At 74.3% G+C, this 24,787-nt stretch carries 17 protein-coding genes and 1 riboswitch; of the genes, 13 read left to right on the top strand and 4 right to left on the bottom strand.

Annotated elements, in window-relative coordinates; all coding sequences use genetic code 11:
* Positions 1-45: 45 nt before the first annotated feature.
* Complete coding sequence (locus tag LO771_RS24775; RefSeq protein WP_230746673.1) at positions 46-2,085, bottom strand: FAD/NAD(P)-binding domain-containing protein; 2,040 nt, start codon at positions 2,083-2,085, stop codon at positions 46-48.
* Between the two features lie 1,136 nt (positions 2,086-3,221).
* On the opposite strand from LO771_RS24775, the gene LO771_RS24780 reads away from it, so the two are divergent.
* Together LO771_RS24780 and LO771_RS24785 are read left to right on the top strand one after the other, a co-directional pair.
* Entirely contained in the window at positions 3,222-3,830 is a 609-nt protein-coding gene (locus tag LO771_RS24780) for a GNAT family N-acetyltransferase (protein WP_230746674.1), read from the top strand.
* 394 nt (positions 3,831-4,224) lie between these two features.
* Positions 4,225-4,371, top strand: a riboswitch (SAM riboswitch).
* 432 nt (positions 4,372-4,803) lie between these two features.
* Complete coding sequence (locus tag LO771_RS24785) at positions 4,804-5,778, top strand: glutathione S-transferase C-terminal domain-containing protein (protein WP_230746675.1); 975 nt, start codon at positions 4,804-4,806, stop codon at positions 5,776-5,778.
* A gap of 256 nt (positions 5,779-6,034) precedes the next feature.
* Here LO771_RS24785 and LO771_RS24790 read toward each other — a convergent pair whose 3' ends face one another.
* On the bottom strand, positions 6,035-7,747 hold the full coding sequence (locus tag LO771_RS24790) for a CdaR family transcriptional regulator (protein ID WP_230746676.1): 1,713 nt from the start codon (positions 7,745-7,747) through the stop codon (positions 6,035-6,037).
* A gap of 888 nt (positions 7,748-8,635) precedes the next feature.
* Between LO771_RS24790 and dnaK the strand changes: the two genes are divergently transcribed.
* From dnaK to LO771_RS24840, 10 genes are all read left to right on the top strand, one after another.
* The gene (gene dnaK, locus LO771_RS24795) at positions 8,636-10,540 is read left to right on the top strand and encodes a molecular chaperone DnaK (RefSeq protein WP_230746677.1); all 1,905 of its coding nucleotides are present in this window, start codon (positions 8,636-8,638) and stop codon (positions 10,538-10,540) included.
* 10 nt (positions 10,541-10,550) lie between these two features.
* Positions 10,551-11,135: a nucleotide exchange factor GrpE gene (grpE, locus tag LO771_RS24800; RefSeq protein ID WP_230746679.1), complete on the top strand. Its 585-nt coding sequence runs from the start codon at positions 10,551-10,553 to the stop codon at positions 11,133-11,135.
* A gap of 6 nt (positions 11,136-11,141) precedes the next feature.
* Complete coding sequence (locus tag LO771_RS24805) at positions 11,142-12,077, top strand: DnaJ C-terminal domain-containing protein (RefSeq protein ID WP_230746680.1); 936 nt, start codon at positions 11,142-11,144, stop codon at positions 12,075-12,077.
* A complete protein-coding gene (locus LO771_RS24810) occupies positions 12,074-12,448 on the top strand; it encodes a chaperone modulator CbpM (RefSeq protein ID WP_230746681.1) in 375 nt (124 codons plus the stop codon). The genes LO771_RS24805 and LO771_RS24810 overlap by 4 nt, the downstream gene beginning before the upstream one ends.
* Positions 12,439-15,078: an ATP-dependent chaperone ClpB gene (gene clpB / locus LO771_RS24815; protein ID WP_230746682.1), complete on the top strand. Its 2,640-nt coding sequence runs from the start codon at positions 12,439-12,441 to the stop codon at positions 15,076-15,078. The genes LO771_RS24810 and clpB overlap by 10 nt, the downstream gene beginning before the upstream one ends.
* Entirely contained in the window at positions 15,075-15,521 is a 447-nt protein-coding gene (trxA, locus tag LO771_RS24820) for a thioredoxin (RefSeq protein WP_230746683.1), read from the top strand. Before clpB ends, trxA begins: the two co-directional genes overlap by 4 nt.
* A 5-nt stretch (positions 15,522-15,526) precedes the next feature.
* Entirely contained in the window at positions 15,527-15,790 is a 264-nt protein-coding gene (locus LO771_RS24825) for a UBP-type zinc finger domain-containing protein (RefSeq protein ID WP_230746684.1), read from the top strand.
* Positions 15,790-17,604, top strand: coding sequence for an FAD-dependent oxidoreductase (locus LO771_RS24830; RefSeq protein ID WP_230746722.1), 1,815 nt, complete (start codon positions 15,790-15,792; stop codon positions 17,602-17,604). Before LO771_RS24825 ends, LO771_RS24830 begins: the two co-directional genes overlap by 1 nt.
* A 147-nt stretch (positions 17,605-17,751) precedes the next feature.
* Positions 17,752-18,864: a hypothetical protein gene (locus LO771_RS24835; RefSeq protein ID WP_230746685.1), complete on the top strand. Its 1,113-nt coding sequence runs from the start codon at positions 17,752-17,754 to the stop codon at positions 18,862-18,864.
* Positions 18,865-20,115: 1,251 nt separating this feature from the next.
* The gene (locus LO771_RS24840) at positions 20,116-21,651 is read left to right on the top strand and encodes an alpha/beta fold hydrolase (protein WP_230746686.1); all 1,536 of its coding nucleotides are present in this window, start codon (positions 20,116-20,118) and stop codon (positions 21,649-21,651) included.
* Positions 21,652-21,822: 171 nt separating this feature from the next.
* Here LO771_RS24840 and LO771_RS24845 read toward each other — a convergent pair whose 3' ends face one another.
* Both LO771_RS24845 and LO771_RS24850 read right to left on the bottom strand, forming a co-directional pair.
* Complete coding sequence (locus LO771_RS24845; RefSeq protein ID WP_230746688.1) at positions 21,823-23,079, bottom strand: helix-turn-helix transcriptional regulator; 1,257 nt, start codon at positions 23,077-23,079, stop codon at positions 21,823-21,825.
* Between the two features lie 125 nt (positions 23,080-23,204).
* Complete coding sequence (locus LO771_RS24850) at positions 23,205-23,381, bottom strand: hypothetical protein (RefSeq protein ID WP_230746689.1); 177 nt, start codon at positions 23,379-23,381, stop codon at positions 23,205-23,207.
* A 158-nt stretch (positions 23,382-23,539) separates the two neighbouring features.
* On the opposite strand from LO771_RS24850, the gene LO771_RS24855 reads away from it, so the two are divergent.
* Entirely contained in the window at positions 23,540-24,739 is a 1,200-nt protein-coding gene (locus LO771_RS24855; protein WP_230746690.1) for an NADP-dependent malic enzyme, read from the top strand.
* Positions 24,740-24,787: the final 48 nt, after the last annotated feature.

Raw genomic sequence — 24,787 nt, forward strand, 5'->3', positions numbered from 1 at the left:
CTTCCGGTACGGGGTGTGCGGGGATGGAGCGGGCCGGGGCCGTGGTCAGCGCAGCACTGCCGCCCCGGCGTGTACCCCGGATGCAGGCCGAGGGCCGGCGGGGTCCGCAGCGCCGTGGGGGACGACGACGGGGGCGGTGGAGGCGGCCGTGGCGGTGTCGGGCAGGGGGGTGTCGGGCAGGGGGGTGTCGGGAACCGCGGCGAGCAGGCGCAGGAGGGCCCGGGCGGCGGTGTCGTTCTGCCGGAAGCCCGGGGAGTCGGTGCGGGGCCGGGCGAAGGCGGCGACCGACCGGGCGTCGGTCGGGGCGCCGAGCGCGAAGCGGCGCGGGTGGGGTCCGCCCGCCTCCGGGTCGAGCACCCGGCCGTCGGGGGCGGTGGCCAGCAGTCCCGGCCGGTGGGTCCCGGTGGCGTCGGCACGGACCTCCTCGGTGACGGCGCCGGCCCGGTGGAGGCTCCGCAGCAGCGGGTCGCCGGTCCGCCGCAGGGTGGGCCGGGGCAGGTAGGCCTCGACGAGGGCGGTGGCGGTGACCGTGTGGCCGGGCAGCGAGGGGCTGGAGGCGGTGAAGACGCCGGCGTCCTCGTCGGCGACGACCCGCACGTCGGCGCCGAGGAAGCGGACGACGCCGGCGCGGGAGAGCGCCAGCAGTTCCTGCAGGCGGAACGGGGGCGGTCCCGAGGCCAGGAAGTTGAAGAAGCCGGTCCACCACCCGTCGAGGTCCTCGGCGAGGGAGCGGGCGGTGAGCAGGCCGGAGGCGAGCGCGCGGGGCAGCCGCCCGTACAGCGAGAGCAGCGCGAGGAAGGCGCCGAGGTCGGCGCTGTGCGCGGGGTCGGTCCGGCGGGCGACGTCGGCGGCGACGTGGCGGCGCACGTGCTCCTGGAGTTCGCCGGAGGAGGCGAAGGAGAGGCCGGCGAGGGGGCGGTCCAGGGTGTCGGGGTCCAGGCGGTCGGCGGGGTCGGGCACGGCCTCGGCGACCAGTCGCTCACGTTCGGGCGTGTACCAGCCGACGCGGTCGTAGGCGGCGAGGAACCGCTCCCAGGGCACGGCGGTGCGGCCGGGGTGGGCGTGGAAGAGCTCGTGGTAGTGGCCGAAGCCGATCTCCTTCGCCATCAGCGGCCACAGGTCGCGGCGGAAGTCCAGCGGCCGGCCCGGCGCGAGCAGGGCGTCCACGGCGGCGTCGTCGAAGTGGCGGGGCAGCGGGGCGGGCGGGCCCTGGAGCCGGTAACCGGTCTTGGAGTGGTACGGCACGCCGCGCCGGGAGCCGAGGTGCAGGACGGGCTCGCGGCCGGAGGGCAGGTAGGCGAGGGTGCCGTCCGCCTCGGTGCGGAAGCGGCCGCCGCGCCCGGAGGTGAGCAGGGCCACCAGGTCGACGCAGGCCAGGCCCATGCCGCGCAGCACCACGTGCTCGCCGGGCCGGACCGGGTCGAGGTCGGCGTCGGCGGAGAAGGCGGGCGGCAGGTGGAAGCGGCCGTGCCGGGCGGCGAAGCGGGACAGCTCCCGGTGCGGCCCGTCGGGCCGCGCGTCCAGGTGGCCGAGGGTGAGGACGACGGCGTCGGCGGTGAGGACGGCGCCGCCCGCGAGCCGCACCCGCTGCGGTCCGTCGGACGGGCCGGTGACGGCGGTGGCGGTGTCGCGGTGGACGGTGACGACGGTGCCCGACGGCAGGTCGGCGAGGGCGCGGCGGAAGCACCAGTCCAGGTAGGCGCTCTGGGCGCGGCGGGTGGGGAAGCCGGTGGGGCGCAGCGCCGCGAGCTCCGCGGCGACGGCCGGGTCGGCGGGCGGCGCGTACGGCGGATGGGCGGCCGGGTCGGCGGCCCACTCGGCGAGGGACGGGCCCGGGCGCACCGGCCCGTCCAGGGTGGAGCGCTCGTCGGTGAACAGGGTGACGTCCTCGGCCATGGAGTTCATCCGCAGCAGCGGGGACTGGTCGTGGCGCCACACCCGCCCGGCGCCGGGCGGGTGCGGGTCGACGAGGTGCACGTGGAGGGGACGTCCGGCGGGGAGGACGGGGGCGTTGGCGGCGAGGCGCTCCAGCAGCCCGGTGGCGCGGGGGCCGGCGCCGACGACGACGAGGACGGCGGGCCTCACCGGCCACCGCCGGACGCGGACGCGGTACGGGACGCGGACGCGGTACGGGACATGGGCGCGGTACGGGATGCGGACGCCGGGCCGTGCGCGGCGGTCCGGGGCCGGGACGGACCGGCGGGGCGGGAGGAGGCGGCGGCGCACACGGCGAGGGGAAGGTCCGCGGGGACCGGCCGGGGACGGGAGGGAAGGAGGTGCGGCGTCGAGGCCATCACGGGCTCTCCGGGAGGGGCGGTACGGGCAGGTGGACGGGCCCCGGTACGGGGCGTCGATGCCGTCACCGCCGTGTCCCTCAACACGGCCGGACCGGTCGCCACCGGTCCGCGGACGATCGTACGCACGCCCGGATCGCAGGTGTCAAGGGACGACCGGCTGGCGGACGGCAGTTGACGGGGCGGAGACCGCGCTGTTCAACTGGGCACGTGAACGCCGAGCAGCCCCTGGTCATCCGCGGCCACATCGACTTCGGTCGGGTGTGGTCCGCGGCCTGTCGCGCCTGACTCGGCAGCGGGCCGCCTGACCGGCCCCTCACCTCCCTCGGACACCACCCCTCGCCGGGCCGGGTCCACCCGTGCCCCCGGCCGCCGCAGGCCGGGTCCGGGCGTCGAGGCGCACGCCGCTGCCCCCTTCCGCACGTCCGCCGCAACCGGCCTGACGTGCCGTCACCCACGCATCCTGCGCCCTCGCCGGCGCACCCCGCCCCGTCCCTGTCCCCGGCACCCCTTCCCCTGACGTTCCCCTCCGCCGACGCTCCCCTCCCCCGACGTTCCCCTCCCCCGACACCACCCTCCCGCCGCGCAGGCCTGCGCCACCGGGCCGCCACGGCGCGCCCGGGCGCAGTACGGCGCGCCCTCCCGAGGAGCCGCCCTCATGCCCGTGGAGTCCCCGACCGCCGCCGACAGGTCGGACACGACCTCGCGCACCGGCCCGCCCGACACCCCCCGCCGTCCCGTGCCGTGCCGGGCCTGCACCGTCCGCACCCGGGGGCGCGTCCTGCCCGTCCACGGCCCGGGGATGCCGCATGCCCCGGCCGCCGACCGCTCGGCCCCCTCCCCCGCACACCGCACGACCCCGTCCCCCGCGCCCGCCGCCGGGGACGGGACGCGCACGCCCCGCGGCCGACGCACGGCGGTGGCCGCATGACCGCCCCTGCGGCCGGGCCCGCGGCGCTCCGCGGGCTGAGGGTGGCGGCGGTGGACGCGGACGACCCCCGGGTGCGGCCGCTGGTGGACGAGCTGACCCGCGAGTACACCTCCCGGTACGGTCCCGGGGCCGAGCAGGAGATGTCCCGGTACCCGGCCGAGGAGTTCGCGCCGCCCCACGGCGCGCTCCTGCTGCTGCTCGCCTCCGGACGCCCCGTGGCCGGCGGGGCGTTCCGGCGGCACGAGGACCCCGGCACCGCCGAGTTCAAGCGCATCTGGACCCACTCCGCCCACCGGCGGCGCGGCCTGGCCCGACGGGTGGTGGCCGCCCTGGAGCGGGAGGCCTCCGACCGCGGCTACCGGCGCGTCCTCCTCACCACCGGACCCCGGCAGCCGGAGGCCCGCGGCCTGTACCTGGCGACCGGGTACACACCGCTGTTCGACCTCGCCGCCGACCCCGAGACCATCGGCCCCCTGCCCTTCGAGAAGCTGCTGCCCCGGGCCGCCGCACCGCCGGTCCCGGAGTCGGCCGCGACGGTGTCGCCCCCGGCGCGCCGGTCCTCGGAGCAGCCGCTCCTGCCGGTGGCTCCCCCCGGAGGCACCTGAGCGGCGCGCCTCCCGCGCAGCTGCTCCCGGACTCCCCGCCCGGCACCCCACGGACCGGCCCTGCCCCCTCGCCCCTCGGGCGTACGCCCGGGGGTGGGGGTGGGGGTGGGGGTCCGGCCGGCTCCTCCCGGTCCACGGCGGGGAGCGGGAGGAGCGGGCCGGGTCGTCAGGCGTCCCCACGCCCGCAGGAGGGCGGACAGGACGGCACGGCGTCCGGGTCCCCAGCGGTCGCACGTGCCCGGACGAGGCCGCCCTCACCTCGTCCGGCCGCCGTCGACGCGGGGAACACCGGTGGTGCGGGGGGCGCAGAGGGGCGCGGGCCGGTCGCGCAGCTCCCCCGTGCTGCGCTCACGCCTTGACGCTCCCTCAAGGATCCGCCGAGAATGGCCGGGACGGTCAAGATTGTCGGCGCCCGCCGTCCCGGGACCTCCCGGACCAGCGGGTCGTCAGCCCCGGCTCGCCGACAGGCAACCCCTCCACCGCGACGGGGTGCTCCGGGTGAGGACCAGGCCCCGCGCAACCGCCGGGGCAAGTGCGGTACCGGACCGCGGCCCTGCCGCCGGTCCGGTCACGGACGGGCGGGGGACGGCGATGGCCGGCACGGAGGCGCACGGCCCCGGTGGACACCCCGCTCCCGCACGTGCCTCGTCCGGGGACCTGTGCACGCCCCCACGCCGCCCGGCGCTGACCGTACGCCGCCACATCGACCTGCTGCGCGTGTGCAGCGCGGGCTGTCGCACCCGCTGAGGTCTCTCCCCCGCCCGGAGGGAACCCGCCCGCCGCCGAGGCAGCTGCGGTACCGACCGCGCCCGGGGGCACACGACGCGAGCCGCCCTCATCCGGCGGTCCGGCACCGTCCGCCGTTCCGCCGTCGCGGCCGACGCCGCCGGCCGCACGGCGTGCGTGCACACTCCCCCACCTCCCTGCCTCCCCGCTTCCGCACCGACGACCCGTCCGACCCCAGGGGGACACCATGTCCGAGACCGCCCCGAGGACCACCGCCGGCCACGCTCTCCGCCCGCGCCCGGACCGGCTGCCGCAGCTGTCCGGAGCGGAGGGGCCCGTCCAGCGCTTCCGCGGCCGCATCGGCAGCGACGCACGCAGCGGCTACTACCCCGCGCTGCACCGCTACCACCTGTACCTGTCGCTCGCGTGTCCCCTGTCCCTGCGCACCGCCGTGACCCTCTCCCTCGCCGGGCTGGAGGGCCAGGTGTCCGTCACCGTGCTGGACCCGGTGGCCGAGGACCTCGACGCGCCCGCCGCACCGGGCGGCCGGGCGCGGGACGGCGCCGCGCAGGGACTGCGGGACCTGCGACGGGCCTACGAGGCCAGCCGCCACCGGTACGACGGGCCCGTGACCGTCCCCGCGCTGTGCGACCGGTGGAGCGGACGGCTGGTCAGCAACCACGCGCCCGACATCATGCGGGACCTCGCCACCCGCCTCCCCGGCGGACCGGCGGCGGACGCGACCGGCCTCTACCCCCCGCACGCCGACGCGGACCTCGAGGAGCTCGCGCTCCTCCTCGACGAGGGGATCGGCGAGGCCGCCCAGCGCGCGGGCCGCGCCCCGGCCGGCAGGCGCGACGGCGAAGCCCTGCGGACGATCCTGTCCTCCCTCGCGGCGCTGGAGCACCGCCTGACGGACCGGCACTTCGTCGCCGGACCGCACCTGACCGCCGCCGACGTGCACCTGTGGGCGACGCTCGTCCAACTGGACCTGGTGCACCGGCTCCACCTCGACGAGGACGCCGTCCGGCGCATCGCCGACCACCCGCGCCTGTGGGCCCACGCGCGGCGGCTGCACCTGCTGCCCGCCTTCCACCGCACCCTGCGCCCGGACCACATCGCCCGCCGGCACCGGCGCAGCTGCCGCGGCCCGGAGTCCTCCGGCGCACGCCTGCCCCTCGCCGACTGGACGATCCCACCGCAGGCCGACCCCGGCGCGTGACCCCGGCGGCGCCGGAGCCCGTCCGGTCGCATCGGAACACCGCCGGACCCGCCGGCCCGCCACCCCTGCCGCGTGCGCCTCGCCCCCCTGCGGGGGGCGGGCCGCCCGCACACACGGCCGAGTGTCGAGAAGCAGTGCGAGCAGGATGGGCAGGGCTCCACCACAGCACTGCCCCGCTACCGCAGGGCGCACGATGCCGCGCGCCGACGTGGTGGCCGCCTCCGCTGCAGGTCGTGCCCGCCCTGCAGGACCGCGGTCAGCCCTGTCCGCCGAGCATGATCTTCCGCACGCGCGTTGCCACCTGGAGATTGAGCCGGGTGTCCACGTCCGCGAGGTCGCAGCCGCCGATCTCGCGGATGCGCTGGAGGCGGTAGCGCAGGGTGCTGCGGTGAACGGCCAGAGCGGTGGCGGTCTCGTCGTAGTTGCCACCGCAGTCGAAGTACTCGGAGAGCGTCTGCACCATGTCCGTGCCGTGCCGCTTGTCGTAGTCGATGAGGGACCCGAGCCACTCGCGGACGAACGCCTCCAGCTCGTGGAGGTCGTTCCCGGGCCCCAGGATCCGGTAGAGCCCCAGGTCGTCGAAGAACGTCGATCCGTCCCGTTCACGGGAGCGCTGCCGCACCTCCAGGGCCCGCAGCGCCTCCTGGTAGCAGCGGGGGATGCTGCCGGGGCAGTCGCAGCGGGCGCTGACCCCGGCCGACCAGCTGTGCGTGCCGAACTCCCGGTCGAGCGCCTCGTCCAGCGTGGCCTCGTCGGGCCTCGTCCCGGTCAGCAGGACCATGCAGTCGCCGCGGCGCATGGTCAGCGGCCGCAGGCCCAGCGCCGCCGCCGCCCGCTCGACGGGGCGCGTCAGGCGTTCGTCCGTCATCCTGCCGATGCAGTGCACCACCACCACGTAGTGCGGCCGGTGCAGGTCGTGGCCGACGGCGTCGGATCTGGCATACGCGCTCTTCTCGTCCGTGCCCTCCAGCAGGTCCTCGACCAGCTCGCGGTGCAGTCGCAGCTCTGCCTCCGCCAGGTTGCGCAGATGCATCAGCTCCAGGGAGAGCGACCGCACGGCTTGGCCCAGTGCGAACACGGTGAGGGCGTCCGCCGTCCCGTCGGGGTCCATCAGGGCCAGCACGCCCAGCACCTCGCCGCGTGGCCGGGCCAGGGCGACCAGCCGGTCCTTGACCCGGACCGGTTCCGCTCGGAGGGCCACCTCGCGCAGCATCTCCTCCCGGCGGGCGGTGACCGGCACCGGGTAGGGGGTGGGGGGGCCCGGGCCCGCCCAGGAACGCAGGTTGCCGAAGCGGTCCTCGACGAGTGCCGGCAGACCGGTGAGTTCGTACAGCGCCCGGGTGAGGCCGTCCTCTCCGCTCCCCAGGGCCGCGACCCGGTCGAGCGTCTCGTGGACGGTCCGCTGCTGCCGGATTTCCGTCCGCAGGGCGTCCAGCTGCCCGAGGACGCCGGCCTGCTGGCTGCGCAGCCTGCTCAGCTCCCGGGCGTCGTCGCTCTGCCGGCGTCGTGCGATCGCCAGGGACAGGGCGGCCGCGGTGAGCCGCACGAGCATCGAGAGGAGGAAGCGGTCCTGCTCTCGAGGGGGGAACCGTGACGACACCGCCAGGTGGCCGAGTACGCCCTCGGGGCCTCGCAGGCCGAACGCCCAGCACCAGGGCCGCCCGGGAAGCGTCAGGGGGCCGTCCGTCCGGGCCAGCCTCCGCAGTTGCGCCCGGGCCTCGACCGCATCCGCGGATCCGGCGGCGCCGACCGGCTCGTCGCCGTTCGACAGAAGGCCGAGCTCGGCGCGGAACGGCCCGAGGACAGCGACGTGCGTCAGGGCAAGACCGAGGATCTCGCGCGCGTCCGTGCTGTCGAACAGGGTGCGCGAGAGTGCCAGCAGCCCGTACGGGTCCGTTGCGCTCCGAGCCGGAGCGGCCCCTCGGCCGGGGAGGTGCCGCTGCTCGTCCGCGGTCACGGCGGAGTCCACGACGTCCGTCTCCCGAGCGTCCCGGCGCGGAGACAGTCCTTGCCTCGTACGGTCGGCCATGGGATCACTCCGTTCTCCCCATCTCATGCTAGGCCGGATTCCGGGTCCCCCGCTGCGCGTCGCCGACCCGAATCGTCCGTCCCGCCTCCTGTCCTCGCAGACCGACCGCCGGTGCCACTTTTCGACCCGCCGTGCGCAGGTCCGGCGAACGTGTGAACAGCCATGCTGGGACCTGCGGGGACCGCTCGGCGGTCACCGCGGGAAAGGACTGGCCATGAACGAGCAGGCCCGTGCGATCGCTGCCCCGCCCCCGGTGGGCCAGGCAGCCGAACGTACCGTCGATCGCCTCGCCGACCAGGGCTTTCCCGTGAAGGAAGCGGTGATCACCGGCAGGGATGAAGGCCCGGCAGAGCCGGTGATCGCTCGCACGGGGCACGACGAGGCCGCGCTGCACGGCGCGGCCACCGGAGCGCAGCCCGGCACGCCTGCCTGCTGGATCCTCGGGGCTGCCGGACCGGCTGAGCCCGGTCGTCCCCCTTCGGTTCCTCGTCCTGAACAGGCTGATCACCGGCGCGGCCGCCGACGTCCGGCCGGCGTGCTGCCGCACGGGGCCCGAGGCGCCCGCCGGCTTTCACCTCCGTGCACCCGATGCGGTCCGGCGGGTGCGGCCCCATGGCGGACGAGGACGTCGCCGAAGAGGCCGTGCGGCCGGTCGCCGGGCCGGGGAGGAGGGCCGGCCGGAGTCCGGGGAGCGCCTCCCCGAAGGGCTGCCGCCCCGGAGGGGCCCGCCGCCGACTGCGTGAGCGCCGAAGCGTCGAAGCCGGGCGAACAGGGCCCGGAGGGTGAACGGCCGCCGACGGACGTCGACCGCCGTGGAAGGAGTTCCTCATGGCCAAGGCAGTCGGAATCGACCTGGGCACCACCAACTCGGTGATCGCCGTCTGGGAGGGCGGCGAGCCGACCGTCGTGCCCAACAGCGAGGGCCACCGGACGACGCCGTCCGTGGTGGCCTTCACCGACACCGGTGAGCGTCTGGTGGGCCAGCTGGCCCGGCGCCAGGCCATCCTCAACCCCAAGGGCACCATCTACTCGGCCAAGCGGTTCGTCGGCCGGCACTTCGACGAGGTCCCCGACGAGGCGAAGGCCGTCGCTTACGACGTCGTCCCCGGAGACAACGGCGAGGCCCGCTTCAAGGTCCGCGACAAGCTGTACGCGCCCGAGGAGATCAGCGCCCTGGTGCTGCGCAAGCTCGCCGACGACGCCTCCAAGCAGCTGGGGGAGCGGGTCACGGAGGCAGTCGTCACCGTGCCCGCCTACTTCAACGACGCCCAGCGCACCGCGACCCGTGACGCCGGCCGGATCGCGGGCCTGGAAGTGCTGCGGATCGTCAACGAGCCGACCGCGGCCGCCCTCGCCTACGGACTGGACAAGAAGCAGCATGAGACGGTACTCGTCTTCGACCTGGGCGGCGGCACGTTCGATGTGAGCATCCTCGACGTCGGTGACGGCGTGGTCGAGGTGCGTTCCACAGCGGGTGACAGCCATCTGGGCGGAGACGACTTCGACCGGCGGCTGGTCGACCACCTCGCGGACGGCTTCCAGAAGGACAACGGCATCGACCTTCGCAGGGATCCCCAGGCGTTGCAACGCCTGTTCGAAGCGGCAGAGAAGGCGAAGACCGAACTCAGCTCCGTGGCCCAGACGCATGTCAGCCTGCCGTTCGTCACCGCTGACGCCTCGGGCCCCAAGCACCTGACCACGACGATCATGCGGTCCACCTTCGAGCAGATCACCGCGGACCTGCTGGAGCGCTGCCTCGGTCCGGTCGAGCAGGCCATGAGCGACGCCAAGGTCAGCGACAACGACATCGACGAGGTCATTCTCGTCGGCGGCTCCACCCGCATCCCCGCCGTCCAGGCGCTGGTGCGCCGGCTGACCGGCGGCAAGGACCCCAACATGAGCGTCAACCCCGACGAGGTCGTGGCGATGGGCGCCGCGATCCAGGCCGGGGTCCTCAAAGGTGAGGTCAAGGACGTCCTGCTGCTCGACGTCACCCCGCTGTCGCTGGGCGTCGAGACCCGGGGCGGCGTGATGACGAAGGTCATCGAGCGGAACACCACCATCCCGGTGCGCCGCAGTGAGACCTTCTCCACCGCCACGGACGACCAGCCGGCGGTGGATGTCGTCGTGCTCCAGGGCGAGCGTGAACGGGCCGCCGACAACCGGGTCCTCGGCCGGTTCCAGCTCACTGACATCCGGCCGGCGCCGCGGGGCGAACCCCAGGTCGAGGTCACCTTCGACATCGACGCCAACGGCATCCTCAATGTCAGCGCCCGCGACAAGGACACCGGCAAGGAACAGGGCATCACCATCAGCGAGAGCTCGAACCTCGACCGGAGCGAGGTCGAGCGCATGGTCGGGGAGGCCGAGCGCAACCGGAACCAGGACCATGCGCTGCGGGAGGCCGTCGACGCCCGCAACGAACTGGACGCGACCGCCTACCAGGTCGAGAAGCGCCTGCACGAACTGGGCGACGCCGCGCCCGCGCACGAGAAGGCCCGTGCCGAGATGCTGGTGGCCGAGGCCCGCGACGCGGTCAAGGACGAGGCCGGAGTGGACAAGGTCAGGCCGCTGATCTCCGAACTCCAGCAGGTCCATGCCGGGCTCGCCGCCCACCGGGCTGAAACCACGGCGGCGAGTGGTCCGTCGGGCACCGCCGGGCCGGACGGCTCCGGGCCGGGTGAGGCCGGCGCCGACGAAGACGTGATCGACGCCGAGTTCGACAAGGGCTGAGGTAAGCGCCATGCCGATCCCTCCCGAGGACCGAGCACCCGACCGGCCGCCCGCCGGCGCGGTACCACCGCCGCAGGGCGATCTGCCCGAGCCCGCCCCGCCGGCCACGGAGGCCGAGCCGGGGCCCGATACGGCCACCGGTCCGGCCGGGGCCGAGGACGAGTACGCGGCCGCGCTGAAGGCGGTCGAGGACCGCTGGCGGCGTGCGCTCGCCGACCTCGACAACCTGCGCAAGCGGCACGTCAGGGAACTGGACCGGGAGCGCGCGGCCGAACGCGCCCGCACGGCCGCGGCCCTTCTTCCCGTCATCGACAACCTCGAACTGGCACTGGACCACGCGGCCTCCGACCCCGGGGCGATCGTCGAGGGGGTCCGCGCCGTGCGCGACCAGGCCGTGTCCATCCTCGAGCGCCTCGGGTACGGGCGTCACGCGGAGACCGGCGTCCCGTTCGACCCCTCCCGGCACGAGGTCGTCGGCGTGGTCCAGGACCCCGACGCCGAACCGAACACCGTGGCGCAGGTGCTGCGCCCCGGCTACGGCGAGGCCGAGCGGCAGTTGAGGCCGGCCGCCGTGACGGTCGCCAAGCGGGAGTGACGGGCCATGGCACGCGACTTCTATGAGCTTCTCGGGATCCCGCGCAACGCCGACAAGGACGAGATCCAGCGGGCGTACCGCACACTGGCCCGCAAGTACCACCCCGACGTCAACAAGGACCCCTCGGCGGAGGAGCGGTTCAAGGAGGTCAACGAGGCCTTCAGCGTCCTGTCCGACCCTGACCAGCGGAGCCGTTACGACCGCTTCGGCGAGGATTTCCGGAAGGTCCCCGAGGACTGGGAGGAGCGGGTCGGTGCCGGCGCGGGCCCCGGCAGCGGCTTCCGCCGGTCCACCGGGGGCGGCCCCCGCAGCAGATACGCCACCAGCGGCTTCGGCGCGGAGGGCGTCGACGTCGACGACCTGTTCGGCTCGTTCTTCGGGGGCGGCGGACGCATCCGTGTCCCCGGAGCCGACCAGGAGGCCGAGCTGCCGCTCACCGTCGAGGAGGCCCACCGCGGAGGCCGCCGTACCGTCACCCTCGCCGGGCCCTCCGGGCAGCGGCGCTACGAGGTGGACCTACCGCCCGGCGTCGTCGACGGGCAGCGCATCCGGTTGGCGGGCGAGGGCGGCCGCGGCAGCGGCGACGGCTCCGCGGGGGACCTGTACCTGCGGGTGCGGATCCAGCCGCACCCCCGGTTCCGCGTCGACGGCCGGGATGTGTACGTGCAGCTTCCGGTCACCCCCTGGGAGGCCGCGCTGGGCGCGACGGTTCCTGTGCCCACGCCGAGCGGGGCGACGGCCAAGGTGGCCGTGCCCGCCGGGTCCTCCAGCGGTCGGCGGCTGCGGCTGCGCGGTGAGGGCCTGCCGGGACCGCGTGGTGCCGACGGCAACCTCTACGCCGAGCTCCGGGTCATGGTGCCGCCCGAGGTCGGCGACCGGGAGCGCGAACTGTTCGAGGAGCTCGCCGCTGTCTCCTCGTTCGACCCCAGGAGGACACGATGAGCGACCGACCCGCCGAGGCGCGTCAGGCCTTTTCGCTGACCGCTGCCCCGCCGGCACGCGTCCAGTACGCGATCGTACCGGTGCCCAGGCTCTCCCTGCAGACGGTTGCCCGCCGCTCCGGCGTCCATCCCGACCTCATCCGCCGGTTCGTCGCTCTGGGGCTGGTCGAGGCCGAGCGTGACGCCTCCGGAGGGCTGGTGTTCGCACCCGCGGCACCGGCCGCCCTCGCCCGGGTCCAGCGGCTGCGCACCGGGCTGTGCCTCAACTACGCATCCATCGGCCTGGTGCTCGACCTGCTGGACCGCATCAGCCTGCTCGAAGCCGCACTGCGCCGCGCCGGTACGAGGAGTGACATACCGCCATGGACATGAACCGCCTCACCCAGAAGTCCCAGGAGGCCCTGCAGGAGGCCCAGACGGTGGCCGTCCGCATGGGGCACAGCGAGGTCGACGGTGAGCACCTGCTGCTCGCCCTCCTCGACCAGGCGGACGGCCTCGTCCCGCGGCTGGTGCAGCAGGCGGGCAGGGAACCCGAGGAACTGCGGACCGCCGTGCAGGAGGAACTGGCCCGGCGTCCCCGGGTCACCGGCCCCGGCGCGGCACCCGGGCAGGTCTTCGTCACCCAGCGGCTGTCCCGCCTGCTGGACGCGGCCGAGCGGGAGGCCAGACGCCTCAAGGACGAGTACGTGTCCGTCGAGCACCTGGTGCTCGCCCTCGCGGAGGAAGGCCCGGCGACCGCCGCCGGACGGCTGTTCAAGCAGCACGGTGTGACCCGGGAGTCGTTCCTCAGCGCACTCACCCAGGTCCGCGGCAACCAGCGGGTCACCTCCGCACATCCCGAACAGGCCTACGAGGCGCTGGAGAAGTACGGTCGTGACCTGGTCCTCGAGGCCCGGTCCGGGCGGATGGACCCCGTCATCGGCCGCGACGCGGAGATCCGCCGCGTCACCCAGATCCTCAGCCGCAAGACCAAGAACAACCCCGTCCTCATCGGCGATCCCGGCGTGGGGAAGACCGCCATCGTCGAGGGCCTGGCCCAGCGCATCGTGCGCGGTGACGTCCCCGAAGGCCTGCGCGACAAGACGGTGTTCGCTCTGGACATGGGATCACTGGTGGCGGGTGCCAAGTACCGCGGCGAGTTCGAGGAACGGCTCAGGGCCGTACTCAGCGAGGTCAAGGCGGCCGAGGGCCGGATCCTGCTCTTCGTCGACGAACTGCACACGGTCGTCGGCGCGGGGGCGGCCGAGGGCTCCATGGACGCGGGCAACATGCTCAAACCCATGCTGGCCCGCGGTGAACTGCACATGATCGGCGCGACCACCCTCGACGAGTACCGCAAGCACATCGAGAAGGACGCCGCGCTCGAACGCCGTTTCCAGCAGGTGCTGGTCGACGAGCCGGACGTCGAGGACGCCATCTCCATCCTGCGAGGCCTGCGCGAACGCCTGGAGGTGTTCCACGGTGTCAAGATCCAGGACACGGCACTGGTCGCGGCGGCGACGCTGTCCCACCGCTACATCACCGACCGCTTCCTGCCCGACAAGGCCATCGACCTCGTCGACGAGGCGTGCGCCCGGCTGCGGACCGAGATCGACTCCATGCCCGCCGAACTCGACGAGATCACTCGGCGGGTGACCCGCCTGGAGATCGAGGAGGCGGCCCTGTCCAAGGAGACCGGCGCGGCCAGCATGGCCCGCCTGGAGGAACTGCGCAAGGAACTCGCCGACCTGCGGGCCGAGGCCGACGCCAAGCACGCCCAGTGGGAAGCCGAACGCCAGGCGATCCGCCGGGTGCAGGAACTGCGCCAGGAACTGGAGCAGGTGCGTCACGAGGCGGAGGAGGCCGAGCGCACCTACGACCTCAACCGGGCCGCTGAACTCCGCTACGGCAGACTCCGGGAACTCGAACGCCGGCTGAAGGCCGAGGAGGAGCAACTGGCCGCGAAGCAGGGCCAGAGCCGGCTGCTGCGGGAGGTCGTCACCGAGGAGGAGATCGCCGAGATCGTCGCCGCCTGGACCGGCATTCCCGTCGCACGCCTCCAGGAGGGCGAGCGGGAGAAGCTGCTGCGCCTGGACGAGATCCTGCGCGAGCGGGTCATAGGCCAGGACGAGGCGGTCAAGCTCGTGGCCGACGCGATCATCCGGGCCCGTTCCGGCATCCGCGACCCGCGCCGGCCCATCGGTTCGTTCATCTTCCTCGGCCCCACCGGCGTGGGGAAGACAGAGCTCGCCAAGACACTCGCAGCGGCCCTGTTCGACTCCGAGGACAGCATGGTCCGCCTCGACATGAGCGAGTACCAGGAGCGCCACACCGTCAGCCGGCTCGTCGGCGCACCGCCCGGATACGTCGGCTACGAGGAGGGCGGCCAGCTCACCGAGGCCGTGCGCCGCAAGCCGTACTCGGTCGTGCTGTTCGACGAGGTCGAGAAGGCGCACACCGACGTCTTCAACACCCTGCTGCAGGTCCTCGACGACGGCCGGATCACCGACTCCCAGGGCCGCACGGTCGACTTCCGCAACACCGTGATCATCATGACGTCCAACATCGGCTCCGAGCACCTCCTCGACGGCGTCACGGCCGGGGGCGAGATCAAGCCGGACGCGCGGGCCCTGGTCATGGCCGAGCTGCGCGGCCACTTCCGGCCGGAATTCCTCAACCGCGTCGACGACATCGTGCTGTTCAAGCCGCTCGGCGAGGCACAGATCGAGCAGATCGTGGAGCTGCAGTTCGACGAGCTGCGCCGCCGACTCGCCGAGCGCCGCATCACCGTCGAACTCACCGACATGGCGGAGGAGTTCATCGCGAAGCAGGGCTACGACCCGGTGTACGGCGCGCGACCGCTGCGCCGCTACATCTCCCACGAGGTGGAAACGCTCATCGGACGGGCCCTGCTGCGCGGCGACGTGCAGGACGGCGCCACGATCCGGGTCGACGCCCAGGCGGGCGAACTGGTGCTCTCCTACGAGCAGCCCGGGGCGGCGGGGGAAGCGAGGGCGGCATGAACACGATCCAGGCGGTGACCGTCAGCTGTCCGAACTGCGGGCGCAGGAACCGGACACCCGTGGCTGCGAAGGGGCGCCCCACGTGCGGACACTGCAAGCAGCCCCTGCCGTGGACGGTGGATGCGGGTGACGACGACTTCACCGAGATCGCCGAGCAGGCCGATGTCCCCGTCGTGGTCGACCTGTGGGCCACCTGGTGCGGTCCCTGCCGCACGGTCAGCCCGGCGCTGGAGCAGGTGGCCACCGACCTCGCCGGCCGAATCAAACTCGTCAAGGTCGACGTCGACAGAAGCCCGCGGCTGTCGCAGCGTTTCGAGGTGCAGGCGGTGCCGACACTGCTCGTCCTCGACAAGGGGAGGGCCGTCGCCCGGCAGACAGGAGCGGCACCGGCCCCCGTTCTGCGCCAGTGGGTGGAGCAGTCGATCATGACCCGGGAAGGGTGATCCGGATGACCCTGTACGCAGACCCCCACCTCGCGCTCGTCAAGCCGGTCCGGCCCCGGACCCCGCAAGGGTGCCAGGAGTGCCTGCTGCTCGGCTCCCCGTGGGTCCATCTGAGGCTCTGCCTGACCTGCGGGCACGTCGGCTGCTGCGACTCCTCGCCCAACAAGCACGCGCGCAGGCACGCCGCCGCCGACGCCCATCCGATCGTGCGGTCGTTCGAGCCCGGCGAGGAATGGCGCTGGTGCTACGTCCACGAGGCGTTCGTCTGATGTCCGGCGACCAGTTGCTGCCGGGCGAAGAACCGGTGCCCGAGGGAACGGACGAGGCCGCATGCCGGGAGACCCCGGATGTCAACGGGGCTTATCCTCGCCTGACGGAGGACCAGATAGCGCGTCTGACGGAGCGCGGGCAGCACCGGAGCACGGCCCCGAACGACGTGCTGATCCAGGAGGGCGAGCGCTGCGAGACGTTCTTCGTCGTCCTCAGCGGTTCCGTCGCAGTCGTCGAGGACTACGGCACCCCCGAGGAGCACGTGCTGCGCGTGCACGGCCCCGGCCGCTTCATGGGCGAACTCGGCCTCCTCCACGGGCAGGTGGCCTTCTACTCAGCTGTCGCCAGGGAGCCGGGCCAGGTTCTCGTCGTCTCCGTGGACGAGCTGCGCCGCCTGGTGGCCCGGGACGCGACGATCGGAGACGTCGTACTGCGCGCCTGTCTGGGCCGTCGCGCACTGCTCGTCGGACAGGGAGCCGGCTTCCGCATCATCGGCTCGCGCTACTCGCCCGACACCAGGCGGCTGCGCGAGTTCGCCATCCGCAACCGGCTCCCGCACCGGTGGATCGACCTGGAGACCGATGAGGAGGCCGAGGGACTGCTGCGCCGCTTCGGCGTCGGCCCGGAGGAGACACCGCTGGTCATCTGGCGGGACACCACCCTGCTGCGCAACCCCGGCAACGCGGCACTGGCCCGGCTCATCGGCCTGCCGGCACTGCCTGCCGCAGGCTGTCACGGCGATGTCCTCATCGTCGGCTCCGGACCCGCCGGTCTCGCTGCCGCGGTGTACGCCGCGTCCGAGGGCCTGAGCACCACCGTGGTGGAGGCGTTGGCCACCGGGGGCCAGGCCGGCACGTCGTCCCGCATCGAGAATCTGCTCGGCTTCCCCTCCGGGATCTCCGGCGCCGAGCTCACCGAGCGTGCCCTGCTCCAGGCCGACAAGTTCGGCGCCAGGATCAGCATCCCGGCGGAGGCGACCGGTCTCCGACCTGAGGACGACGACCACTACGTGGTGGCGTTCGCCGACGGCAGCCGGATCGCCGCCCGCGCCGTCGTGCTGGCTGTGGGCGCCCGCTACCGCCGGCTGCAGGTGCCCGGCATCGAACGTCTGGAGGGAACAAGCGTCCACTATTCGGCGAACGTCTACGAGGCCCAGCAGTGCCGCACCGACCCGGTGGCCGTGGTCGGCGGCGGCAATTCGGCGGGCCAGGCGGTGCTGTTCCTCGCCGGGTACGCGCCGAAGGTGTACCTGCTGGTCCGAGGGCCCAGCCTTGAGGCCCACATGTCCCGCTACCTGATCGACCAGGTCGACGCCCATCCGCAGGTGGAGGTCATGCTGCACACCGAGGTCACCAAGGTCGTGGGCCGGCAGGTCCTCGAGGAGCTCGACGTGGTCGACAACCGCACGGGCCGGCACCGCCCGCTCGCCGTACGGGGCCTGTTCGTCTTCACCGGCGCAGACCCCCACACCGAGTGGCTCGCCGGCACCATCGCCCTCGACTCCCGCGGTTTCGTCCTCACCGGGCCCGAGGCCCTGGAGGCATGTGCCCGCCCCGAGGTGTGGCACGGTCGCGGGCGCTCCTGCATGACCCTGGAGGCCAGCCTGCCCGGGGTCTTCGCGGTCGGGGACGTCCGCAGCGGCTCGGTGAAGCGGGTGGCATCGGCGGCAGGAGAGGGCGCGATGGCCATCCACTTCGTCCACCGGCACCTGGGGCATTCGGCCGTACCCGGCAGCATGGGCACGCCCGCCCCCGTGGGCGGCTCGGACGTCTCCCCGCGCATACGCCACAAGGAGTCCGCCTGGCTCGCATGACACAGGGCGGGCGACGAGCCCCGGGAAGGAGGGCGACGGCTCCACCCGTCCGGCGCCACCGGGCGGCGGAACAGACGACGAACACCGCAGGACCCGCCCACCCCCCGAGCACGGCTGAACCCGAAGTCGCGCCGACTGTCCACGGCGATGGATGGACGCACCGGAACGATGAACGCACCAGAACAGGGTGACCCGGCCGGACGAGTGACGCTCGATCTCGTCCTGGTGTCCGACCCCGGGTGGCCGACCGACATCGCGCACCGCCTGAAGGCCGAGCTCACCGGCCTCCTCAGCGGAGTCCGGGTGGACGTGGACTGGCGTGTGTCGGTGAATTCCAGCGCCCTCGCGCTCGCCGCGCAGGGCGACTCGCCGAGCATGGTGCAGGCGCTCACCGAACGACTGCACGACAGAACGTGGGACCTGGCCTTGTTCGTCACGGACCTGCCCTACCGGGCCAACGCCCGGCCCGTCGTGCTGATGGTGAGCCGGCCTGAGCGTGTCGGCCTGGTGTCTCTGCCGTCACTCGGATGGTTCCGCGTCACCCGCAGGGCGCGGGATGCGGCGCTCTACGCCGTCTCCGAACTCCTCGCAGCGGCGGCCGAACCCACGTCGGCACAGGAGGATGTGCAGCGGCCGGGCGGGACCGAGCGGTATCTGGTGCTGCCGGGCCGCAGCGGGAGACTGCGCCTGCTCACCGGAATGGTCCGGGCCAACCGCCCGTGGCTGCTGTTCACCGGCTTGTCCCGGGTCCTCGCTGTCGTCTTCGCGACTGCCTCCTTCGGCCTGCTGAGCAGCGACGTCTGGAACGTCAGCCGCCATTTCGGTCCAGGCCGGGCCTGCGGGCTCACCTTTCTCTCCGTCACCGCTGTGGTGGCCTGGCTCGTCATCGACCACGAACTGTGGGAGCGGCCCCGGGGCAGACCGGCCCGGCATCAGGCTCGGCTGTACAACCTGGCCACAGTCGTCACCCTCTACCTGGGGATCGCTTTCCTGTACGCCGTGCTGTACGTGCTCATCGCTCTCACGGCACTGTTCCTGCTCGCACCCGGGACGCTGGGACCGGTGCTCGGGCACGAACCCGGCGCGGCCTACTACCTGTCCCTCGCATGGTTCATCACGTCCATGGGGACGGTGGGCGGCGCGCTGGGTGCGGGGCTGGAGGACGATCAGGTGGTGCGGCAGGCGGCCTACGGGGAGCGCCAACGGCTGGGGCAACGGCAGGACACGACCTGGCCCGACAACGGCGGACAAGGGCCTTGAGCCGGGTCGCCGGCGCGGGTGCGGCGCCGGTGAGGACGGGGGGACCGTGGTGTTCGAAGCCACCTGGCGTCCCGCGCGCGACAGTGCGGAGGACCAGGTCGGCACACCGGAGTCCGGCAGCCGGTGTCGTTCCGGATTCCCGGTGACCTGGGGCAGGGCCTGACACCGAAGGGGCTGCCCGGCTCCAGTGGTCACGCACAGCTCCCGGATAGCCAGGCTGCAGTCTCGCCCGGTCCCTCGAGATCGGACTGCACGGCGCTGCTCGTGCTCCACCTCCTCTTCCTGCGGCTCCTCGGTCTGCTCCTGCCGCTCTCCCGCTCGCAGGACGCCGAAGACGTCGAGCTGCTCGCGTTGCGCCGCGAGAACGCAGTGCTGCGCCCCCGGCTCGGCGTGCCGTCACGGCCGACCTGGCCGGAATGCGCCGGACTCGCCGCCCTCGTGCGGCACATGCCGCACAGGCCGAGTCGGCACCCGTACCGCTTCGGAAGGGCTGCGCGGATGCGGGGCCCCCACGGCTCCGGCGGCGGCTCCGACGGCCGCGGCGGGAGCCCGTGCCACCGCACCCGCCGGTGCCGGGAGGACCGCACCGCGTGCTCCGGGCCGAGGACGTGCCGCACGCAGCGGCCGTCCGGCCGTGACCGGTCGACGGCGCACCGCGCACCTCCCCGGCGGAGCCGCCCCGCGGACGCCCCGCCCCTTCATTCACGGCTCCGGCCACCCGGTCGGATCAACGGCGGCCACTGCGACGGGAAGCGGGGAGCCGTCCTCCGCCCATGCCGTGCTCCGCGGCCGGCGCCCGGGCCGGACGCCCGGAACTCTCGCCGGGAGTGCGCACACCGGCACCTTGCGTGATGATCGGCGGTGGTGCTGCTGCGCCGCCCTCCTGTCCGGGGAGAGCCGTGCCCGTTCGGATGTCGTCCGCCGGAGGACGCGCCGCAGTGCTGAGGAGTGCGGCCGCGTGCCGGGCCGGGGTGGGCGCCCTGGGGCGCTCTGCGGCTGCAGGGTCAGGCCGCCGGCGGAGCCGGTGCACGCCGAGGCCGGTCCGGTGGCAGGCAGGCCGGACGACTGCCGCACGCCGGGCCGTGCGGACGCCGGCAGCGTGGTCCCACCGCCCTCACCCCCGCCTGACCGGCCGGCTCCCGGCGAACCCCAGGAGGTCCCGATGACCGTGGTGACGACGACGTGCCGGGCGGATGCCGTGCCCGCACGGGACGGCGCGGCGCCCGTCCGCAACGAATCCGGACCGTCGCGATGAGGGCCGCGAAGCCGGTCGTCCTGGCCTGCCTGCTGGCCGCCGCCCTGTCGGCCCTGTCGGCCCGGCCCGCCGTGCCGGGCGCAGCCGTCGCCGACGGGCCCATGGCGGGGGCGGGCCGGGTGCCGCGGTTCGTACCGGGCCCGTGCCCGCCCACGCTTCCGCACGGGGCGAGGGCCCGCTGCGGACACCTGGTGGTGCCCGAGAACCGGGCCCTTCCCGGCGGGCGGCAGCTCCGGCTGGCCGTCGCGGTCGTCCCCTCCCGCTCCCCGGCGCCGCACGGCGACCCGGTCGTGTTCCTGCCCGGGGGGCCGGGGCAGGACGCCGTCAGCGACATTCCGGAGATCACCGGTGCCGGCCTGAACCGGGACCGCGACCTCGTCGTCATGTCGCAGCGCGGGACGCTCTCCTCGCCACCCGCCCTGACCTGCCCCGAAATCGACCGGTTCTACCGGCGGCGGATCGGGCTGCGCTACGACGCCCCCTCGACCGGCCGCCTGTACGTGCAGGCCGCGTCCGCGTGCCGCAGCCGGCTGGCCGCCGAGGGCGTCGACCTCGCGGCGTACAACTCCACCGAGAGCGCCGCCGACCTGGCGGACCTGCGGACGGCGCTCGGCATCCGGGAGTGGAACGTGTTCTCCCACTCCTACGGGACCGCGCTGGCGCTGACCTACATGCGCCGCCACCCGCAGGGGATCCGGTCGGTGGTGCTCGACGGGGTGGTGCCGCCGTCGGTGGCGACGCCCGGCTGGACCTGGAGCAGCGCCAAGGAGTCGTTCGACGCCATGACCGGTGCGTGCGCGGCGCAGCCCGCCTGCCGCAGCCGCCACCCGGAGCTCGCCTCCGTCCTCACCGGCCTGGTGGACCGGTTGGAGGCCCGTCCGGTCACCACGCGGGTGACGGTGCCGGGCGCGGGGCCGGTGAAGGTGGTCCTGGACGGCGGAGCACTGGTGAACTGGCTCGTCCGGGCCAGCCACACGCCCGCCGGCCTCCCCGCAGCCGTGGACGCGCTGGCCCGCGGCAACCCGGCCGCGGTCGCCGGGCAGTGGGCCTCCACCCGGCCGCCCGGCAGCGACGGCGTCTTCGCCCACGGTCTCTCCCTGAGCGTGTGGTGCAGCGAATGGGTCCCCTTCGAGACCGCGCGCGAGCAGCTGACCGCCGGCCTGCGGGCCTTCCCGGCCCTCCCCACCACGGTCCTGGCCCAGGCGCCGCAGCTGGCGTTCCTGCGCGAGGCGTGCCGGGTCTGGGGCGTCCCCGCCGCGGACCCGTCCATCCGCGAGGCCACCCGCAGCGCCGTCCCGACCCTGGCCGTCTCCGGGAGCTTCGACGCGCAGACCGGCGCGGTCTGGGGGCGCTACGCCGCACTGACGCTGCCGAGGTCGACCGTGGTGACGCTCGCCGGCGTTGCGCACGGCGCGTTCATCAACCCGTGCGGCTCACACGTGATCACCTCCTTCTACGACCGCCCCGAGGCACCCGACACCGGTTGCGCGGCCTCGGTGCAGCCGCCGCCGTTCACCGTCGGGCCGCGGTGAGGCAGCCGTGGACCAGGCAGACCGCCCCGACGCCGCCCCGGCCGCCGTGCCCCGCACCGCCCGCCCGCTCCCGCGCCGCCACCTGCTCCGCATCGCCGCGGGCGGCGCCGCCCTGTCGTCCGCACCCGCACCGGCGGGACGGAGCGGTGCGGACCAGGGCGCGGCGCGCCGTCAGGCCGAGGACGGGGCCGGGGTGAGGGGCGGGGCGAGCGTGTCGGCCACCGCGCGCCAGACCTCGGCCGCGAGATCGGGGTTGCCGGCCGCCTGCGCCTCCGCGGCGAGGTGCCGCAGGCGGGCCAGGGCCTCCGGTTCGCCCGAGGCGACGGCGATGCGGGCTTCGAGCACGTCGAGGCGCACCCGGTCGCGGTAGAAGAGGAGCTGACGCCCCTCCGCGGCCTGACGGCAGGCCGCCCGGGCCTGCTCCAGTTCGCCGCGGAGGAAGGCCGTCTGCCCCTTCAGCAGCAGGAACTCGGCGAGGTGCTGAGGTGACGCCACCAGCGGCAGTACGGCGTCGAGGGTGTCGAGGAAGGACCGCGCGCGTTCCGCTTCGGGCGGCATGGCCTGGAGGGCGAGCGAGGCGGCGGCCAGCCGCAGTCGCATCCAGAGGGTCAGGTCCGCGTGGCTGTCCAGGCCCTCGATCGCATGCCGGATCAGCTCGGCCGCGCCCGCGTGGTCGCCCTGCCGTGCGCGGACCGTCGCCAGCGTCCAGCGGGCCTCGGCGGCCAGCGGGCCCCGCTCGCACTCCACGGCCGCGTGGACCTCGGCGGCCAGCCTGGCGGCCTCGGCCAGGTCGCCGAGCTCCGCCTCGGTCGAGACCAGCAGCATCCGGGCGCGGGTCAGTTCGGCCGCAGGCACGTGCACGTGGTGGCGCGCGCCGAGGTCGAGGGCCTCGCGGACGGCGCGCCGGGCGGCACGCGGGTCGCCCAGCCCGCGTGCACAGCGGGCGAGCTGCAGACGGGCGTGGACCTGGAGGGCCGGCCGCGCCAGCTCGTCGCTGAGCGCGGTCAGCTCCAGCAGGGTGTCGCGTTCGGGACCGCGGTCGCCGAGGGCGCCGTGCAGCCGCGCGAGCTGGGCGAGCGCCTGCCAGCGGGTGGTCGGGTCGGCGTCCTCGGCGTTCGCCAGGGCGTGCGAGAGCATGTCCCTGACCTCCGGGTCGCCCTCCGGGACGGACCGGCCCATCGTGGCGGCCAGGGCGTCGGCCAGGTCGCAGTCGGCGGGAAGCTCGAAGGCCTCGACCGGCAGGTCGAGCCGGGCGGCGAGGTAGGCCACCGCCCGCTCCGTCGGCGGCCGGGCCCCCGACTCCAGGCGGGAGAGGTAGGCGGCGGACATGCCGGTGCCGGTGAGGTCCGCCTGGGATCTTCCTTGCTGCTGCCGCAGCTGCCGCAGGCGCCGACCGAATTCGGGCTGCTCCAGCACCAGTCGCACCACCTTGCGTCGTTGTGCCCGCTCCCGGCGGGGACGTCCGTCCGGGTTGAAGGGTCAAGAATGACAACCTTTGCCTGCCCGAGGCAAACCCGGATGAGGTGGGGGCAAACAGATGTCCCGATCGCCCCTCAGGGCCAGTCGATCAGGGCAACGCCGGCCGTGGCGGCCGGCGCGTCGGCGGCGACGGCCGTCCAGGCGTGGGCGGCGTCGGCGCCCCGCTCCGGCGCCGGCGCCGATGCCGCGATCGACAGGACGGCTGCTGCGGCGAGGGCGGTGGCCGACAGGACGGTGGCGAGGAACTTCATGGGCTGTTTCGTCTCCCCTGTGCGATGCGGCCCGAGCCGGCCGGCCCGGGGCGATCTGGACGGTAGACCAGATCGGAAGGTTTGGCAAAGGTTGACAGGTCTTGGCAAAGATCCCTAGGTTCTCTCCGGCACGACAGCGCTGACCAGGAGGGACGACCATGACGACCCAGACGGAGCACGCATCCCGGCCCCCGGAGGGGGACCCGGAGGCGGACCCGGCGCTCGTGTACCACCGGGGCGGCAAACTGGCGGTCGGCGCGACCGTGCCGCTCCGCGACGGCAGGGACCTCGCACTGGCCTACACGCCCGGCGTCGCCGACGTGTGCCGGGCCATCGCCGAGCGGCCCGGGGCGTCCCTCGACTACACCTGGCGCGCCTCCACCGTCGCCGTCGTGACGGACGGCACCGCCGTGCTGGGCCTCGGGGACATCGGCCCCGAGGCGTCCCTGCCCGTGATGGAGGGCAAGGCGATCCTGTTCAAGCGGTTCGGCGGCGTCGACGCGGTGCCGATCGCCCTGGCCACCAAGGACGTCGACGAGATCGTCGACACCGTCGTCCGCCTCGCGCCCTCCTTCGGCGGGGTGAACCTGGAGGACATCTCGGCACCGCGCTGCTTCGAGATCGAGCGCCGCCTCCAGGAGGCCCTGGACATCCCGGTCTTCCACGACGACCAGCACGGCACCGCCGTGGTCGTGCTGGCGGCCCTGTGGAACGCGGCCCGCCTCGGCGGACGCGAGCTGGGCGGGCTGCGCGCGGTGGTCGCCGGGGCGGGCGCCTCGGGTCTCGCCGTCGCCCGCATCCTGCTCGGCGCCGGCATCGGCGACCTGGTGGTCTGCGACAGCCGGGGGGCACTGCACCGGGGCCGCACGGACCTGAACCCGGAGAAGCGGGAGCTCGCCGCCGTCACCAACCGCTCCGGGACCACGGGCGGCCTGGAGGAGGCGATGCGCGGCGCGGACGTGTTCGTCGGCCTCTCCGGCAGCCGGGTCCCCGAGGAGTACTTCGCCGGCATGGCCCCCGGCGCCGTCGTCCTCGCGCTGTCCAACCCGGACCCGGAGATCCTGCCGGACGCGGCCCGCCGGTACGCCTCCGTCGTCGGCACCGGCCGGTCCGACTTCCCCAACCAGGTCAACAACGTGCTGGCCTTCCCCGGCATCTTCGCGGGCGCGCTCCGGGTGCGCGCCTCCCGCATCACCGAGGGCATGAAGCTGGCCGCCGCCCGCGCCCTCGCCGACGTGGTGGCCGGCGAGGTCACCGCCGACCGGATCCTGCCGGACTGCTTCGACGAGCGGGTCGCCCCCGCCGTCACCGCAGCCGTGGCCGCCGCCGCACGCCGCGACGGCGTCGCCCGCATCTGAGACCCACACGCCGGAACGCCCGTCCGGGGCCCCGGCAGGACGCTAGGA

The organism is Streptacidiphilus sp. ASG 303, from assembly GCF_020991365.1.
Classification (GTDB): Bacteria; Actinomycetota; Actinomycetes; order Streptomycetales; family Streptomycetaceae; genus Peterkaempfera.

What these genes read in the sequence shown, in the direction of transcription:
- trxA (WP_230746683.1), top strand. Translation starts at nt 15,075, where the DNA reads ATGAACACGATCCAGGCGGTGACCGTCAGCTGTCCGAACTGCGGGCGC.
- LO771_RS24785 (WP_230746675.1), top strand. Translation starts at nt 4,804, where the DNA reads ATGTCCGAGACCGCCCCGAGGACCACCGCCGGCCACGCTCTCCGCCCG.
- LO771_RS24780 (WP_230746674.1), top strand. Translation starts at nt 3,222, where the DNA reads ATGACCGCCCCTGCGGCCGGGCCCGCGGCGCTCCGCGGGCTGAGGGTG.
- LO771_RS24855 (WP_230746690.1), top strand. Translation starts at nt 23,540, where the DNA reads ATGACGACCCAGACGGAGCACGCATCCCGGCCCCCGGAGGGGGACCCG.
- LO771_RS24825 (WP_230746684.1), top strand. Translation starts at nt 15,527, where the DNA reads ATGACCCTGTACGCAGACCCCCACCTCGCGCTCGTCAAGCCGGTCCGG.
- clpB (WP_230746682.1), top strand. Translation starts at nt 12,439, where the DNA reads ATGGACATGAACCGCCTCACCCAGAAGTCCCAGGAGGCCCTGCAGGAG.
- LO771_RS24810 (WP_230746681.1), top strand. Translation starts at nt 12,074, where the DNA reads ATGAGCGACCGACCCGCCGAGGCGCGTCAGGCCTTTTCGCTGACCGCT.
- dnaK (WP_230746677.1), top strand. Translation starts at nt 8,636, where the DNA reads ATGGCCAAGGCAGTCGGAATCGACCTGGGCACCACCAACTCGGTGATC.
- LO771_RS24835 (WP_230746685.1), top strand. Translation starts at nt 17,752, where the DNA reads ATGGATGGACGCACCGGAACGATGAACGCACCAGAACAGGGTGACCCG.
- grpE (WP_230746679.1), top strand. Translation starts at nt 10,551, where the DNA reads ATGCCGATCCCTCCCGAGGACCGAGCACCCGACCGGCCGCCCGCCGGC.
- LO771_RS24850 (WP_230746689.1), bottom strand. Translation starts at nt 23,381, where the DNA reads ATGAAGTTCCTCGCCACCGTCCTGTCGGCCACCGCCCTCGCCGCAGCA.
- LO771_RS24840 (WP_230746686.1), top strand. Translation starts at nt 20,116, where the DNA reads ATGAGGGCCGCGAAGCCGGTCGTCCTGGCCTGCCTGCTGGCCGCCGCC.
- LO771_RS24830 (WP_230746722.1), top strand. Translation starts at nt 15,790, where the DNA reads ATGTCCGGCGACCAGTTGCTGCCGGGCGAAGAACCGGTGCCCGAGGGA.
- LO771_RS24805 (WP_230746680.1), top strand. Translation starts at nt 11,142, where the DNA reads ATGGCACGCGACTTCTATGAGCTTCTCGGGATCCCGCGCAACGCCGAC.